This window comes from Algibacter amylolyticus, from assembly GCF_014202225.1.
Lineage (GTDB): Bacteria > Bacteroidota > Bacteroidia > Flavobacteriales > Flavobacteriaceae > Algibacter_B > Algibacter_B amylolyticus.
Window position 1 is genome coordinate 21629 of the sequence record NZ_JACHGE010000004.1, and the last position, 17196, is coordinate 38824.

The following is a 17196-nucleotide window of genomic DNA, read 5'->3' on the forward strand; positions in this document are numbered from 1 at the left end:
TCGCTTTTAGAAATGTTTAACAGTGGTTTCTCTAATTTTAATTTTTCTTTAAGAGTTCTAGGTATGGTATGTTAATTTTTTAAGATATTACAAGGTAATTTTAAACTAATTCCTTTTTATAAAGTCTTACACGAGAACAATAACTTAATACTTTAGTTACTATATTTATTGTTTAAAAAAGAAGCATCACTAATTACAATTAGCATGATTAAAAAAATTGCAATAGGTATTACACTATTTATACTTTTAGGGTTCACATTAGCAAATAATTTTAGAGAACTAGTGCTAGGTAAATTAGAAAATTACGCAGCTAATTATCCTGAAAAAATATATGTCCAAACAGATAAACCATACTACACTACAGGCGAAGATATTTGGTACACTGCCTATCTAGTAAACGGTATTTCGCATCAAAAATCAGACTTAAGTCGGGTGCTTTATGTAGAACTTGTTAATGAAAAAGATAGCATTGTATCTAAACGACAGCTTTACACTGAAGATGTTAGTGTTGCCGGCGATTTTAAAATAAACAAAGATTGGAAATCTGGAAAATACCTGCTAAGAGCCTATACAAACCATATGCGAAATGATGATGCTGATTATTTTTTCCAGACTCAAATTCCTATCTGGAATGTTTCAGAACATGATACTCTTAACAAAAAGTCTAAAGTTTTATCAAATACTTCTTTCAGTACTAAAAAAGGCGCTGTAACACCACCTGAAATTGGATTTTATCCTGAAAGTGGTTATTTAGTAAACGGACTAAATACCAAAGTAGGTATTAAAATTAAGGACCAAGCTTATCACGATATTGAATTAAAAGGCAACATTAAAGATTCTAATAATAACGTGGTTTCAACCTTTGCTACCTACAAATTTGGGTTAAGTGTTGCATCCTTATTACCCGAAGCAGGCAAAACCTATTACGCCAGCATTATGTTTAATGGTGAAGAAGTAAAATATCCGTTACCAGAAGCTTTACCAAGCGGTTACAACCTAAACATGATTAATTCTGGCAACCAAATTATCGTGCAAGCATCATCTAACACTGGTATTGGCTTAAAAAACACGTTTTTGGTGGCGCATCAACGTGGACATTTAATTTATGAAAGGCTAGAAACTGATGACAAAAATAACTACAAAGTAAAAATAAACACGGCTGCTTTAAAGAATGGCGTAGTTAGTTTTACTTTATTTAATAGCAGCGGTAATCCTGTTTGCGAAAGGCTAGTTTATGTAGACAACCAAAATGATAATGCAAACATAAAGGTAACCTTAGATAATGAAGCGCCTAAAACCAGAGACAAGGTTTCTATGCAAATAGATTTAACTGATAAAACCGGACAACCTTTGTCGGGAAATTTATCAATGTCAATTACCGATATTGATGCTGTTGGACAAAGTGCGCAAAGCGAAAACATAAAAACCTACCTTTTATTAAATTCAGATTTAAGAGGACGTATTGAAGACCCTGGCTATTTCTTTCAGAAGGAAAACGATATAAAACGACGTTATTTATTAGATGTTTTAATGCTTACTCATGGCTGGAGACGTTTTACTTGGAATGACTTATTATATAAACCACCAACAAAAAATCGCTTTAATCCAGAAAAAGGTATTCTTATTTCAGGCAACACAAGTAGCTTAAACGGAAATAAGCAACCTATACCAACGACTACAAGAATTACTCTTATGGGAGGTTTACCATACCAAGAAAAAAAGCAAACCGATGTTAAAGGTGTATTCAATTACGGTCCTTTTGTTTTTAATGATACGTTACCAATACTTTTAGAAGCTCGCGTTAAAGATTTTAAATCTGATAATGACAAAAAAAACAGGTTAGTTTCCATTGCTTTAAACAACACTAATTTTGCTAGTCCAAAAATTACTAGAAATGATGTTTTAAAATCAACATTACTAGACAGTAGTAAAATAAACAGCTTTTTACAACAAGCCAAAAACATATTTCAAATTGATGTAGAATTTGCTAAATCTGCACGAGTACTAGATGAAATTGTTATAACAGCTCAAAAAGAAACTGAAGAAGAACAAAGAGAGCAAGAATTAAATGACAGAACAGATTATGGCTATGCATCAAAACGACTAGACATGAAAAGTCTTGAGAACCAAAGCCACTTATCTATTTTCGATTTACTAAACATGCTTCCTGGTGTTACTACTCTAAATGATTCTATATATGTACGAAACGAGACACCAGCAGTTTATTTGGACGGTTTTCAGGTTGAATTAATAGATATTTCTCACCTAACAGGTAGCGACATCGATTTTATAGACGTGCTATCGGGTGCTGAAGCATCATCGTTTAGCAATGCTGGAAATGGTGTGGTTGCCATATATTCTAGAACAGGCGCCAATATTTCGGTTAGAAATGTAAAACGCAAACCAGGAATTATTGATTTTGAAGCCATAGGTTTCTACACTGCTAGAGAGTTCTACGCTCCGGATCATTTAAATGGTTTTGAAGAAGCCATGAAAGCTGATATTAGAACCACTTTGCATTGGGAACCCAAAATAGTACTCAATGAAAATAACACTAAGGCTGAAGTTTCCTTTTTTACTAGCGATAAGAAAAGTAATTATGCTATAAAAATTGAAGGTATTACAGATTCAGGTATTCCTGTATATCATTTATCCACCTTAGAGGTAGACTAAATTATTTCAATATATCAACTATATGTTTATGGTAACTTTCATAAGTACTTAAATTACCATGATTTCCGCCTTCAAAAGTAATAAATGTGGTTTTTTCTTTTGGAGCAGCATCAAATAGTTTCTTTGCAGATTCATAAGGTACCACTTGATCGTCGGTACCATGAAGTATTAAAATAGGACAGGCAGTTTCTATAATAAATTGGTAGCTAAGTATTTTATATTTTAAAAGATTTTTCACCGGAAATATGGGAAACCTAGATTCTGCCACATCTAAAATACTATAATAAGGTGTTTCTAAAATAAGGTTTTTAGGTTTGTTCTTGGATGCAATATACGTGGCTAAACCCGTTCCTAAAGAGCGTCCGTAAATAGTAATATCTTCTTCATTATACTTTCCTTTTAAATAATCATAACAATATTGCGCATCTAAATACAATGCTTTTTCACTTAGCTTGCCTTTACTTTTTCCGTAAGTTCTATAATCCATAATCAAAACATCATACTGTTTTTCAACAAAGTATTCTGCTAATGTTCCCCAACGCGATAAATCGCCCGCATTTCCATGAAAAAACAGCACCACACCTTTTGGATTTTCTATTTTAAAATGAATCGCATTTATTACAGCATTTTCTTCAGTCTTAAAAAATAATTCTTCAAAAGGATATGATAATTGATATTCATAAACTTGCTCCAAAACTGTTGGCAAAAACATGAGTTTTTCTTGAAAAAAATATAATAACGATCCAACCATAAGATAGAAACTAATTAAAACTAAAAATACTTTTTTAAGTTTTCGTTTTATTGGGTTTTGAGCTGTGTTTAACATGAATACTTGTAGTTGATAAATCGATTTCTTGAGGGTTACTATTTATTATCTCATGAATCATTTTATGATACGATTCAAAATTATTTAAATCTTTATGTCCGCCGCCAATAACCGAATGTAGTTTTGTGCGTTTCGGATTTACTTTCGATAGTTTAACGCTAGTTCTATACGGAATAAGCTTATCGTTGGTACCGTGAATAATATGAATTGGACATTTTACATATTTTAACCATTTGTAAGTGGGCAACGGATATTTTATTAATAATGATAATGGCATAAAAGGTGCATAACGTGCGGTTACTTTGGTTAAACTGTAATAAGGTGCATCTAAAATTAACATTTTTGGATTATTCATTGATGCTAATTTTGCTGCAAAGCCAGAACCTAACGATCTTCCATACAAGATAATTCTATCTTCGGTGGTGCGTCCCTTTATTTTATTATAAACGACTTGTAAATCTCTTTTTATTGCTTTTTGCGAGCGTCTGCCTGTGCTTTTTCCAAAACCCCTATAATCTACCATTAAAACATTATAGCCATGTCTGGTAAAATCTACCGCAAACTTACCCCAACCTTTAATACTTTTCGAGTTTCCTTTTAAATACAAAACAATCCCTTTCGATTCGCTTTTAGGTTTAAACAAAATACCGTTTATGGTTGCGCCATCTCTTGTTTCTAGATTATGCTCTTCAAAATCTTGGTTTTCATAATAAAACTTAAAATCCTTAGGAAGCTTTTCTGGCTTAAACAACATATAGTCTTGCAGATAAAACAAAGCAATACTTATCGCCACATAAGCAACAAAAAACCAAATAAGAATATGTAACCAATATGGCATGTGTGGCGTTTTATGACTAAGATACAATAATTGAGATAATTAATATCAATCGTCCTTTTCTACATAATCTTTAATAGAAATTTCATTAATAACAACATCATTTAACACGGCTTCTCCATCTTTAACATACACTAAGGCATAAGTTGTATTTGGTAATGAATCGCGCTCATTCTGTCTTACCGCAACCTCGGCATCATAAGCTTTAGTTTCTTCCATATAATACCTGTTAAATGGTAAATTGAAATTTAATTTTTTATCGTTTGAATTATACCAATTAACATCTGCTATAATATGATCTTTAGCTAAATTTAAAGGCCTTTTACTAATATCATTTACCTTAGCAAAACCTAAGCTGTCGGATTCTAGGTACACGTAAACTTTATCGTGTCTCTCCCAAACTGAATCGTTTGTTACAAAAGCATTTAGCTCGTAATTAAGATTAATATATTTACCTCTAAACGGATCGCTAGGGTCCACAGGCTGAGTTTTAAATTTATAGGCTACGCCTGATTTAATAATAGATTCCTTATTAAAAATCATTTGAGCAGGCACGAATAACTGAGCCATTGCAACTACTATAAATAGTATGAATATGTTGATGGTTTTCATCTGTTCTATTTTTTATTATTTGAATTTAATTTTTGCTTTTTCAACATGATATAATTGGTTAAAAAGAAGCCAACACCAACGCTTACAAATAACAAGCCTCTTACAACAAAACTCATATCGGTATCGAAAAAACGACAAACAATAAGCGCAGTAATTATTAGTAAACCATAATTTAAAACACCAAAATGGAATTTATCTGCACCAATTTTAATAGCTATTACGCCTAATGCAAGTATTAATAAATTAATTAACACCAAGGAAGTAAAACTGTTAGACCACCCTATAAAAAATATAATTGTGAATAAAATAAAGACATATTGAAACAGATTGAAACCCTCTATCCATTTTTTAAAATACGTATAACCTAACACACCTAAAGTCAAAATTAAAAGCACCAACACGACATAAAACTCTTGACTATTAAACAGGAAATTATCTCTTAAAATATCATTCCAAAGCCATTCAAAACTAGTTATTAGCAACATACAAACCGTTCCTAACGATCCTAAAATCAAATACCCATTCCGTCGTAATTTTTGGTTATCAAAATAGGGCAACTTTCCAATATTATAAAGCAACCCGAACAGAATAACATACATTAAAAAACCTAATGTTGCACTTCTTTCCACAAAAGCTCCTAGAACAATAATGACACTTAAAGGCACAAGCCAATTAAAAACAGAAGTAATATTATGTTCCTTTTTTTGTTTTAACAATTGGTAATAATACGGCAGTACTAAAACTAAAAGCAACAAGTAGAACCAAGGTGTATCATTACCATCAAAATAACCAAATGAGCAGGCGTAACTTGTTGTAAAAGCAATATGCAAAATAGCTAGTGCATTCGATTTTAAAAGATAAACAAGAGGCAGGCAAAGTAAGATCCACGTTAGTAGATAGCTACTAAAATTACCTGGTATATTATAAATCTGGCTTACTAACGCCATACTTGCTCCAACGGCAAAAAACAGAAACACACCAGAACCTTCAAGCCATGTCGCGCTCTTTTTCTTTAAAATAGAAAAGCCAATAATAAGCTGACCAATGACTAATGGAGCAAAGGCAAAAATTGTTTTTATAGATCTTGAAAAATCGTCCCAATTATGAGCCAATATTAAAATAATACCAAGACCAACTAATGTAGACCCCAATACAGCAAACACAGTAAATAAGCGGTTTGGTGCATCTGATTTTTTAGAACTATAATACCGCTCAATATCCGAGGCCACATCAACAGAGATAACTCGCTGAGCAACAAGTTCTTCAATATCGGTTTGAATTTTTGAATTCATAATTTTAATTTATTTAATGAAAGATAAGTGTTTTTTAAAACCTCGCCACCTTAAAAGCAACGAGGTTTTGGGTTAACTAACCAATCATAAAAACAACCCTTTTATATTTTTTGTTTTTTATGGTTTTAAACTCTTTCTAATCCTCATCATCACTAGTTCTATTTATAAATTGAACATCCCTTGTGTTTTTCTGCACTGCAATGGCAGAAAACAAACTTAGCAGAAACGACATGCCATAAAACCCTTTTTCGCTTAATAGTAAATCGGCATTCCAAAGTCCAATTACTAATAATACAATAGATATTACGGTTGTAAACCAACTAATGCTATAATAAATATCGGTTACCGGAATATCTTCCATGCGATCTCTAACGGCTTTTTGAACAGATATTACAGAAAATAAGCCAAACAATAATATGGTGAAGTAATAACCCTTTTCATTTAAAAGCATATCGGCATTCCATAAACCAATACAAAAAGAAGCCATACCAATTAATAATGCAGACCAAGATGCGCCAATGAAAGCTGAAGTTGGTTTGTGATTGTTTCCTTTATCGTCTTTTTTACGTTTTGTTTCTTTTGATTTTTCATCAACAGAAACTGTTGTTTGATAATTCATAATGTTTTTGTTTTTAATGATTATGAGGCAAATCTGCGAAATAACTAAACCTCCTAAAACACAACTTTTACAAATAAATGACGATACAAAATATAGTAAAACAATAAAAACACCTATATTTAATACTTATACGTATTATTTAATGACGATTAAATGACAGATTTAAACGAGATAGTTTCGGCGTTTTCTAGCGAAGACCAGCAAAAATTCATCACTTATCTAGATAAAAAGAACAAACGAAACGACACCAAAAACATCAAGCTATTTAATTTGCTATGCAAAAACGAATTATCCTCAAACGCTATTTGCACTAAACTATATGGCAATAAAAAAAACGCATACCATGCACTTAGGAAACGGCTGTATGAGTCATTAATAGACTTTACAGCCAACCAAAGCCTACAAGAAGAAAACTCGATAGATATGCAAATTATCAAGTTCATCTTAGCATCCAAAGCCTTCTTGCAACAAAAGCAGTATAAAGTGGCTTATAAAATTTTAGATAAAGCCGAAAAATTAGCTTCAACCAACGACCTATTTCCATTTTTAAACGAAATATATCACACCAAAATTCAATACGCCTACGCATATCCCAATGCAGATATTAATGCCCTTACAGTAAAATTTAAAACCAATCAAAAAAACATTCAATTAGAAGACGAGCTAAATATCGTGTACGCAAAAATCAGGCAAACTCTTAACAGCATCGCCTATAAAGGTGAAGTTCTAGATTTTCAAACCATTTTAACCAATACTCTAAAAGAGCACAACATCACTATAAACGACTCTATGTCGTTTAAATCATTATACCAATTAGTAACCATATCAAGTATTTCGGCATTTATAACTAAAGATTATTTAAAAATCGAACCTTTTTTAATCGACACTTACCAAATAATCATCAAACATAAAAACAAACAGAAACAACTGTTTTACCACATCCATATTTTATACGCCATTGCAAATGCACTTTTCAGAAATAAAAAATTTAATGAATCCTTGCAATACTTAGAGCTTATGCACCAACACATGCAATTGCAAAAAAAGAAATACCATAAAACATTTGTCCTAAAGTATCATTTATTAAAAGCCTTAAATTTAAACTATAGCAACAAGCAAGGCAGTGCCATACAATTATTAGAAACTATACGTCCCGCTAAACATCAAGATATTGAAACGCTATTAGATATTAATTTAAGCCTTATCGTCTTTTATTTCCAGAAATTAGATTTCAAAAAAGCCCACAGCTTACTCTCTAAACTATACCATACGGATACTTGGTATGCCGAAAAAGCAGGAAAAGAATGGGTTATTAAAAAGAATCTCATTGAAATTCTTTTACATATCGAGTTACAGAACATCAATCTAGTAGAATCTAAATTACTAAGCTTTAAACGCCAATACGCCCCTTACTTAAAAAGCATAAACCAACAGCGCGTTAACACCTATTTAAGTTTTATAGAAATGTATTATAAAAGCCCAGAAAATGCATGTACAACCGCTTTTAAAACCAAAATAAAAGCAAACTTTAATTGGCAACAAATACATAAACAAGACATTTTTGTAATTAGCTTTTACAGCTGGCTAATTAGCAAAACAACCAAAACCACAGTATTTAAAACCACATTAAACCTAATAAATAAGGCGCAATCAGAATTAACTATCACTTAAACTATAATTATTTAAAGTTTACCTATTTTTGCGCAATGCTAAAAAAAAGTATATTCATTTTACTCGGTTTATGTAGCTTCATGCTTACGGCACAAGCACAAGATAGTTTATCCTTTAAAAACGGAATTGACAACCCAAGTATATTATCTACCCACCACTTTGGTATATTTAGCTCGCGTATAAATACTAATTTTAAATACGCACCGCCAGAAAAAACTACATTAGCCATAAACTATACATCCGGAAACACGTTTCACCCGTTTGTAGAAGCACATTACCCTAAAGACCCCGTAGTAAGAGAAAAACTAAGTGAAGTAATCTGGTACAGCCGTAGGTTTGAATTTTTAGATCAAGAGCTAACACCAGCCGATTATCTAAACATTGTTATAGATGCCGTAATTAAAGAATTTCGGCTAACAGCAAACATACCTATAAATAAGCAGCATGAACTAGAGGTAACACTACGGTCCTATTTAATTACCAATGGAAAATACCCATTTTCCTTGTTTACTAGCGACGAAAGTATAGAATGGTTTCACAGTAATGTAGCAGGTGGCGAAGATCCTTTTGGACGACGCTATTACGGATTAAACCAAGTAAACTTTAACTATTTAGACCGAAACGGCAACACATTACAACTCAACAATAACGATTTTTTTACTGGCGGCTTAGAACTAACACATTATTATTACCCAAAATTAGCCATAAACAAAACCAGAAACATCTATCTTAATTTTGGCACACACTTAGGCTGGAACACATCAAAATACAATGCCTCCTTGGACACTGGTATTTCGGCAAACTTTATAAAAAAACTGGCATTAAAAAATAATTACGAGCTTAACTTCGCAGTAGGCGTAAACACCTTAGCAAAAAACATTGTAAACTTTAAAGAGGTTATCGACCTAGGAAACAGCCCTTTCCTAGCCACCTTCGAAAGCGAAATAGAACTAACCAAATACACAAAAAAGGGCAATTTTAACGCCTTTGGTATTAATTACCACGCCCAATCGGCATATAACAAACAAGACGAAAGCAATTATTATAGACTTATTGGCAAATGGCGCGAAATAGAAGGCGGATGGCAAAATGGCGTATACACACTATACGAGCCACTAATAAGCTGGAATTTTATTTACACCTACGGCACACCAAAATATAAAGTATCACTCTTTGTAAAAGAAGACTTAAGAGTAAACAACGCACCAGATTTTCAAACAGGCATAAGTTTAAAAGTACCAATCGCTAAATAATTTTGGGCGTTACTTTTTACTCATACCTACAAGGTTTCCAAAACCTTGCAGGATCATAAAAAGTCGGGCTTTCCATTACAAGTCCTCGCTCCCAAAAGGTCGCTGTGGGCTTTCCATTGCAATCCCTAACGCGGGCAAGTCCGCTACAGCCACTATCCTATTTTAAGTTACCACATATCCGCAAACAGACCAACTTAAATCGTCCATAACCAAAGGCATTTTAAATTCCAAACACACCGTAAAACTGTTAATATGTAGTTAAAAACAATACTCCCATTAAACCCTTTTAATTTTAGGAAGTCCAAAAGACAAATAAATTTAAAAACAATAAAAAATGAAAAAATTAATATTAATCGCTGTAGCATTGTTCGCATTACAAGTTTCGGCTCAAGAAGAAAAAAAAGAAAAACACAACAGAGGTGAAAGAGGAGAAAGAATGATGAACCTATCAGCCGAAGAAATGGCAACATTTCAAACTAAAAAAATGATACTTGCCTTAGATTTAACAGAGTCACAACAAAGCAAGGTTCAAAAATTAAACCTAGAAAATGCCACCAAACGTAAAGTAATGATGGAAGATCGCAAAGCTAAAAAAGAAAATGGCGATGCTAAAAAACCAACAAAAGAAGAGCGTTTAGCAATGGTAAATGCCAGATTAGACCATAAAATTGCAGAGAAAGCTAAAATGAAAGACATTTTAAACGACAAGCAATATGCAAAATGGGAAAAGATGCAAGCTAGAATGGGGAAAAAAGGAAAAAGAAAAGGCGAAGGAAAAAAGAAAGGCCAAAAAAGAGGCTATGATGAAGGTAAAATATAATTAGTTATTTTAATTAGAGTTTAGTTAATGTAAAAACGCATCTCAATTATTTGAGATGCGTTTTTTTTATACATTATTTTACCAACCCGTTAAACAGATTAATCTGTTAACAATACAGCTTTCCATTTCTCAGATTCGGCAAATTCTTTTACAATCCAGTTTCTTTCCACAAGTAAATTAGTCATATACTTTTTTAAAAATAAGAAATCTGCCAATTTTCCAAAAACACCATAAGGCGATTCATAATCAAAAACATCAATCATTAATGTCCCACCATTATTTAGTGCATTAAAATGATGCTCATGCCTAAACGATTTAAAAGCTCCTTTTTGCATTTCATCAACAAATACATCCGGACGATTAAATTCTGTAATTTTCGAAGTTAGGTTCTGGTAAACCCCTAAGTGTTTCGCCCTCCAAGTTACACTTTCATGCAAGCCTATTAAACCTCCAATGGTTCCTGCAATGGCTTTCTCATGGGTTTGCTTGGTGGAAATTTTATGTAAATCGATACTTCTAGAAAGATCAAAAACAATTTCTTTTGGCGCTTCTATTTCCGTTTTAATTTCAATTCTAGGCATTACACAAATAAAAAAACTACAGTGTTTTAGCCACGGCATTCACAGCAGCAATTGTAAAATCTAAATCCTCATAACTTAAGGCATCTGTAATAAACCAAGTTTCAAAAGCACTTGGTGCAATATAAACACCAGCGTTAAGCATGCCATGAAAAAACGTTTTAAACGTTTCATTATTACCTTTTGCAGCGGTATCAAAATCAATAACTGTTGCCCCATCAAAATGTACCGAAATCATAGAACCGGTTCTATTTATAGTATGTAGTATCTTGTTTTCATTTAAAACCTTCGCAATACCTAAATGCAAATAAGCGGTTTTTTCTTCTAGTCTTTTAAAAACTTCTGCATCTACATTTAACTCCGTAAGCATTGCTAATCCTGCAGCCATAGCCAACGGATTACCACTTAAAGTTCCCGCCTGATAAACAGGCCCTAAAGGCGCTAAGTAATTCATAATCTCGTTTCTTGCTGCAAAAGCACCAACCGGCAAACCGCCGCCAATAACTTTTCCAAAACAAACTATATCTGCATTTATATTAAATAATTCCTGCGCTCCACCTTTTGCTAAACGAAAACCAGTCATCACCTCATCGAAAACCAATAAAATATTATGCGCATCGCATAAATCTCGTAACCCCTGTAAAAATCCTTCTACGGGAGGAATGCAACCCATATTTCCAGCCACAGGCTCAATAATTATACAGGCTATTTCGTTTTTATTTGCTTCAATTAAAGCCCTTACATTATCCAGATCATTATAACGTGCTAGTAAAGTATCTTGCGCCGTTCCTTTAGTAACTCCAGGACTGTTTGGCACTCCAAAAGTACTTAAACCACTTCCTGCCTGAATTAAAAAAGAATCGGAATGTCCATGGTAACAACCAGCAAACTTTATTATTTTATCTTTTCCGGTATATCCTCTTGCCAAACGCACAGCGCTCATACAAGCTTCGGTTCCAGAATTAACAAACCGTATTTTATCAATATTAGGCACCATCGAAACCGCTAACTCTGCAATTTGCGTTTCAATTTCGGTTGGCATTCCAAACGAGGTTCCTTTTTTGGCTTTCTCGACAACGGCTTTAACCACAGGCTCAAAGGCATGACCTAAAATCATAGGACCCCAAGAATTTATATAATCCACCAAACGGTTTCCGTCTTCATCATATAAATACGCACCTTTAGCTTCTTTTACAAAAATGGGCGTTCCTCCAACACCTTTAAAGGCTCTAACTGGAGAATTTACGCCTCCTGGAATTACTTTTTCTGCTTCGGCAAATAGTGCACTGCTTCTCTTATAAATCATTATAACTAATTTTTTGTTGATGGCTTAACCACTAATTCCTGCCCAATACTAATTGCAGAATCAGGTAAACCGTTTAAATTTTGAAGTTCTTTTACCGAAATATTATAGCGTCGTGAAATGGAATACAGCGTATCGCCCTTAACAACGGTATAGGTAGTTCGGTTTGATGTTACTGGGCTTTTATAACTTACATAGTTGTCGCCAAGAACAGCTTTATCAAACTCATATAACTTGTAGCGCTCTATTAAACTTATAAGTTTTTGCGGATATTTAGGATCTGTAGCATAACCAGCTGCTCGTAAACCTTTGGCCCAACCTTTATAGTCTTCTTGTTTTAATTTAAATAACTTCGAGTAGCGAGATCGCTCTGTTAAAAACAACGAGTGGTCTCTAAAAGAATACTTAGCATCTTTATACTTTCTAAAACATTCCTGTGCCGCATCGTCATCATGATAAATCTTTTGCCCTGTCCAACCATGGCACTTAATGCCAAAATGGTTATTAGCTTCAACAGCCAAACGGCCATTACCAGAACCAGATTCTAAAATCCCTTGAGCCAAGGTTATACTTGCAGGAATACCATACAAACTCATTTCTTGCTGTGCCGTTTCACGATGCACATCAACATAACGCTCGGTATTACTTGCATATACTTTAGTATTACTTGGAGTTTCGGTAGTTTTGCGAACATCTCTTGTTGTGGTATTTGGCTTTTTGGTAACCACACTTTTTTTAGACTTACAACTAAAAAGCACACCTGCCAAACATATAATTATTATAATTCTATTCATTACACTACATAATTATTGGTAAATTTTTCTTTTTTAAAACAGCATTCATACCAGCAATTCCTTGCAAACCACCTGTATGAATAGCTAATATTTTTGAACCCTCTGGAAAATATCCTTTTTCAATTAAATCTAAAATACCAAACAGCATTTTCCCGGTATAAACAGGATCTAAAGCAATACCGTAATCTTGTTTAAACGTGTTAATAAAAGCAATTAAGGCTTCATTAATTTTAGCATAACCACCAAAATGATAATCGGTAATTAATTCCCAATTGGATTTGTTGGCAAATTTACTAATATCTTCTTTTAAAAAGTCGCCTTTTAAGGCAGGAAAACCTAAAACTTGTTGACTAGGTTTTAAACAATTAATTAGCCCAGAAATTGTACCACCAGTACCAACTGCTGTACAGATGTAATTAAATTTGGAATCTTCTGGAGTTAAAATTTCTTCGCAACCTTTAATAGCAAACGCATTAGTGCCACCTTCCGGAATATGATAAAACGAACCAAATTCTTTTTTTAGAGCTTCTAAAAACTCTGGATTTGTTTTACTTCTATACGTCTCGCGAGATACAAATTTAAAATCCATACCATTAGCCTTGGCAAAACTTAATGTAGCATTACTCGCCACTTTTTCTGCAAGTTCCTCGCCGCGAATAACTCCAATTGTTTTTAAACCAGAACCTTTACCTGCCGCAGCTACAGCAGCAATATGATTTGAAAACGCGCCACCAAAAGTTAACATGGTATCGTAGTTGTGTTTTTTCGCTTCAAGTAAATTGTATTTTAACTTACGGTATTTATTACCAGACACAAATGGATGGATGGCATCTTCGCGTTTTATATAAAGTTCCACCAATTTATTAGGCAGTTTTATATGCTGGTTAATACTATTTTCAAGCTTAAATATCATGATGGCGAAGATACTTTAAAAAACTCCAAATAGAGCGACCGTTAATATATTCTAAATTAGTCTGGTTGCAATAAGCTTCGCGCTCAAACGAAATATTCCGGTAAGCTTTTTGCCAATTTCTATACTGCAAAAGTCGTATTAAAAATTCGGCAAGGTAAATCACATAAAAAGGTAGTATTAAAAGCTCTACCTGTTGCTTTAAATGTATTTTTTCATGATTTATTAAAACTGTGTTCGCCCTTAAATTTTCAGATTTTAAAAACACAAACGGATAAATAGTCATGCCTGTATATCCTTTAGGAACCAAATATTTCGAAATAAAAATCATATTAAACACCTTTCAAAAACCACTCCAATATTTACATTACAGTATTATTTTTTTCAATTACAATCACCAAATTAATAGCTATATTAAAAGAAAAACAGTAACAAATTACAAAGGAACGCGTTTAAGCTTTTTCAATTTACATTATCTTTGTTACAAATGAAAAAAATAATTCCTATTGAAGAAGGCGATTTCTATTGGACACCCGAAGGTTATCGTTGTTTTACTGAACAATACCACCTAAAACGTGGATATTGCTGCGAAAGCGGATGCCGACATTGCCCTTATGGCTACAATAAACCCACTAACTCTACCAAAAAGTAGTTACAAAACCAATAGCCTTGGTACGATTATTGATACTACTATTTAACATGATGTTTTTATAATAAAGCTGAAAATTAACAGTTTACAGCTATCATAACCCTTAAAATTTGTACTATGAAAAAACTTTTCACCTTCCTGCCAGTTTTAGCATTAATCTTAGTGGTGTCGTCTTGCAGCTCTGTAAGAGTAGCGGCCGATTACGACAAAGAAGCTACATTTAGCCAATACAAAACCTTTGCTTTTTTTAAAACAGGTATTGATAAAGCCGAAATTAGCGATTTAGATAAACGCAGAATTCTTCGTGCTATCGAAGCCGAACTTTTAGCCAAAGGCTTTACAAAATCTGAAAACCCAGATGTATTAATTAGTTTATTTACAAAATCGCAACAACGTGTTGATGTTTATAACAATTCTTGGGGCATGGGCCGCTGGGGTTGGGGCGGTTATGGAGGCTTTGGTCCTGGATGGGGCTGGGGTTGGAATCAACCTAGTACAAGCGTAAGCACACAAGGCCATTTATACATAGACATTATTGATGCCAATAAAAAAGAATTGGTTTGGCAAGGTATGGGCACTGGCTATTTAAGCAGAAACATGGAAAAGAAAGAAGAACGTATTAAGGAGTTTGTTTCACAAATTATGGAAAAATATCCTCCTGGAGCAGAAAATTAATTTTTTAGGAATTTATAATTCCAAAAATGTATTTAAAAAAGCAACTCAATTAGGGTTGCTTTTTTTGTTCCAACATTTCTATAAGTTCTACACAAACAGCATTCCACTTTTTAGCATATGCAGAATCTGGGTAATCATTATATATATTATGGGCTTTTCTAAAATTCAATAACGCATTTTTATCATCCCTTAAGTTTTGATGATATAAAAATGCTAAATTGCAATACGTATTAGCTAATTGTATTTCAGAATCCCCTGTTTTAGTTCTTTTGAAAATATTAATTTGAATATCTAAAACTTCCTCAAACATGGTGATTGAAGACTTTACCTCTCCTAAATCCCTATAAGTTCTTGCTAAATTTGTCTTTGCTCCAGCATATTTCTCTATAAATTCTTCTTTATTTATTTGAATCAACTCATTCAAACTACTAATAGCTGATTTAAGTGGCACTATTGAACCCTGATAGTCCCCAAGTGCATGTAGTGTTCTAGCATAATTAATGTTAAGCAATGCTAGTTGATCCTTATATTTCACCAGATTAATCTTATTTTTTAATGATGTAACCAAATTAATAGCTTCTTCACTAATACTCTTAGATTTAGTATAAAACAGCAGATAATCTTCTTGATTGTGCTTTAGATTTTCTCCCTTATCAAAATAAATATTTGCTAAATTAGATAAAGATCTTGACAAATAATAGCTGTTAGCTGGTTCATTAAATTTTAAAACAAGTTTTTTTCTAATTCCAATTGCTTGCTCAATATTATCAAGAGCTTCATCTAATGCTCCATAATGTTTATACGCTACTGCTATATCATTATAGCTTTTTGACAACTCAAAGGCATACTTATCAAAATCCTTATTCACTAGCTGATTTCTAACAGCAATTGCTTTTTCATGATAATTGATAGCCCCTTCATAATTACTTGCTTTTCTTCTTTCAATTATACCCAAGCAAGCATAAATATTACCCTCAATAACTAAATCCGTATTTGATTTGTCTTGTAAATCATTATAATGAGATAATACTGCCTGATATTTATTTTCAGCATTTTCATAATCATTTAAATCAAAATATCTATTACCTAAGCTATATAAAATCCAAGTTTTGTCACTTTGGGAAGCAGCTTCGTTTAATGCTTTTTTATAATATTTAATAGCATTATCGTAATGATATTTTAGCTCGTAACCCATAGCCTGAGAAATATAAGATTGAGTTTTTCTAGTAGCTTTTTCTATCAAGACGCCAATTTCTTCACTATTTAAGTTAAACCTATCCCGAAATATATGGTCTTGTTCTTCTTTTGATAAATCACCATAATTGATTGAAATCTGTCTCCTCTCATTTATCAATTCCTGCATTTGCCTTTTCAGGTTTAATATCTCTTTTTTATTAGCTGTGAAACCCTCCTTGTTTTTGGTAATTTTACTTTCATTTTCCACTATTCTTTTCTCCTTGAGCGTCTCATTAACTTTTACTACTTCTTTATTTTTAAAATAAGCCCAAAGACCAATAATTGTAACTAGAACTGATAGTATACCAACAAAAGCTCCAATTACTTTACAAACGTCAATTATCCTTTGATAATCCATACTTTTCTTACTCATTTTAAAATTCAAAATTTATCACGTTAAAAATACAGATTTTTTTTACAATTCTTAGGATTTAAATTCTTCTGTTTACC

General features: G+C 32.8%; 17 protein-coding genes. 6 read left to right on the forward strand and 11 right to left on the reverse strand.

The window, feature by feature from the left end:
- The first annotated feature begins 204 nt into the window (after positions 1–204).
- The gene (locus HNQ90_RS09695) at positions 205–2673 is read left to right on the forward strand and encodes a hypothetical protein (protein WP_144115600.1); all 2469 of its coding nucleotides are present in this window, start codon (positions 205–207) and stop codon (positions 2671–2673) included.
- 1 nt (position 2674) lies between these two features.
- Here the strand turns inward: HNQ90_RS09695 and HNQ90_RS09700 are convergent, their stop codons facing one another.
- The 5 genes from HNQ90_RS09700 to yiaA all read right to left on the reverse strand — a co-directional run bounded on the left by HNQ90_RS09700 (position 2675) and on the right by yiaA (position 6857).
- The gene (locus HNQ90_RS09700) at positions 2675–3499 is read right to left on the reverse strand and encodes an alpha/beta hydrolase (protein WP_144115601.1); all 825 of its coding nucleotides are present in this window, start codon (positions 3497–3499) and stop codon (positions 2675–2677) included.
- A complete protein-coding gene (locus HNQ90_RS09705; protein WP_144115602.1) occupies positions 3459–4337 on the reverse strand; it encodes an alpha/beta hydrolase in 879 nt (292 codons plus the stop codon). The genes HNQ90_RS09700 and HNQ90_RS09705 overlap by 41 nt, the downstream gene beginning before the upstream one ends.
- 45 nt (positions 4338–4382) lie before the next feature.
- A complete protein-coding gene (locus HNQ90_RS09710; protein WP_144115603.1) occupies positions 4383–4946 on the reverse strand; it encodes a GDYXXLXY domain-containing protein in 564 nt (187 codons plus the stop codon).
- A gap of 5 nt (positions 4947–4951) precedes the next feature.
- Entirely contained in the window at positions 4952–6238 is a 1287-nt protein-coding gene (locus tag HNQ90_RS09715) for a DUF2157 domain-containing protein (protein WP_144115604.1), read from the reverse strand.
- A gap of 136 nt (positions 6239–6374) precedes the next feature.
- The gene (gene yiaA, locus HNQ90_RS09720) at positions 6375–6857 is read right to left on the reverse strand and encodes an inner membrane protein YiaA (protein WP_144115605.1); all 483 of its coding nucleotides are present in this window, start codon (positions 6855–6857) and stop codon (positions 6375–6377) included.
- A gap of 153 nt (positions 6858–7010) precedes the next feature.
- Here yiaA and HNQ90_RS09725 point away from each other — a divergent pair, with 153 nt between their 5' ends.
- From HNQ90_RS09725 to HNQ90_RS09735, 3 genes are all read left to right on the forward strand, one after another.
- On the forward strand, positions 7011–8528 hold the full coding sequence (locus HNQ90_RS09725) for a hypothetical protein (RefSeq protein WP_144115606.1): 1518 nt from the start codon (positions 7011–7013) through the stop codon (positions 8526–8528).
- A gap of 35 nt (positions 8529–8563) precedes the next feature.
- A complete protein-coding gene (locus HNQ90_RS09730) occupies positions 8564–9781 on the forward strand; it encodes a hypothetical protein (protein WP_144115607.1) in 1218 nt (405 codons plus the stop codon).
- A gap of 334 nt (positions 9782–10115) precedes the next feature.
- A complete protein-coding gene (locus HNQ90_RS09735; protein ID WP_144115608.1) occupies positions 10116–10601 on the forward strand; it encodes a hypothetical protein in 486 nt (161 codons plus the stop codon).
- Between the two features lie 98 nt (positions 10602–10699).
- Here HNQ90_RS09735 and HNQ90_RS09740 read toward each other — a convergent pair whose 3' ends face one another.
- From HNQ90_RS09740 to HNQ90_RS09760, 5 genes are read right to left on the reverse strand one after another with little or no spacing between them, the layout of a single operon-like run.
- Complete coding sequence (locus HNQ90_RS09740; RefSeq protein ID WP_144115609.1) at positions 10700–11182, reverse strand: SRPBCC family protein; 483 nt, start codon at positions 11180–11182, stop codon at positions 10700–10702.
- 16 nt (positions 11183–11198) lie between these two features.
- Complete coding sequence (hemL, locus tag HNQ90_RS09745; RefSeq protein ID WP_144115610.1) at positions 11199–12485, reverse strand: glutamate-1-semialdehyde 2,1-aminomutase; 1287 nt, start codon at positions 12483–12485, stop codon at positions 11199–11201.
- Positions 12486–12490: 5 nt separating this feature from the next.
- Positions 12491–13276 carry a glucosaminidase domain-containing protein gene (locus tag HNQ90_RS09750; RefSeq protein WP_144115611.1) on the reverse strand — a complete coding sequence of 262 codons (786 nt, stop codon included), beginning with the start codon at positions 13274–13276 and terminating at the stop codon, positions 12491–12493.
- Between the two features lie 4 nt (positions 13277–13280).
- Positions 13281–14189, reverse strand: a complete 909-nt coding sequence (locus HNQ90_RS09755; RefSeq protein WP_144115612.1) for a 1-aminocyclopropane-1-carboxylate deaminase/D-cysteine desulfhydrase — start codon at positions 14187–14189, stop codon at positions 13281–13283.
- Positions 14179–14517, reverse strand: coding sequence for a hypothetical protein (locus HNQ90_RS09760; protein ID WP_144115613.1), 339 nt, complete (start codon positions 14515–14517; stop codon positions 14179–14181). Before HNQ90_RS09760 ends, HNQ90_RS09755 begins: the two co-directional genes overlap by 11 nt.
- Positions 14518–14673: 156 nt before the next feature.
- Here HNQ90_RS09760 and HNQ90_RS09765 point away from each other — a divergent pair, with 156 nt between their 5' ends.
- Together HNQ90_RS09765 and HNQ90_RS09770 are read left to right on the forward strand one after the other, a co-directional pair.
- On the forward strand, positions 14674–14838 hold the full coding sequence (locus tag HNQ90_RS09765; RefSeq protein WP_172625830.1) for a C1orf53 family protein: 165 nt from the start codon (positions 14674–14676) through the stop codon (positions 14836–14838).
- 114 nt (positions 14839–14952) lie between these two features.
- On the forward strand, positions 14953–15510 hold the full coding sequence (locus HNQ90_RS09770) for a DUF4136 domain-containing protein (protein ID WP_144115614.1): 558 nt from the start codon (positions 14953–14955) through the stop codon (positions 15508–15510).
- Between the two features lie 49 nt (positions 15511–15559).
- On the opposite strand, the gene HNQ90_RS09775 is transcribed toward HNQ90_RS09770, so the two are convergent.
- Positions 15560–17119 (reverse strand): tetratricopeptide repeat protein, encoded by a 1560-nt coding sequence (locus HNQ90_RS09775; protein WP_144115615.1) that lies wholly within the window; start codon positions 17117–17119, stop codon positions 15560–15562.
- Positions 17120–17196 lie beyond the last annotated feature (77 nt).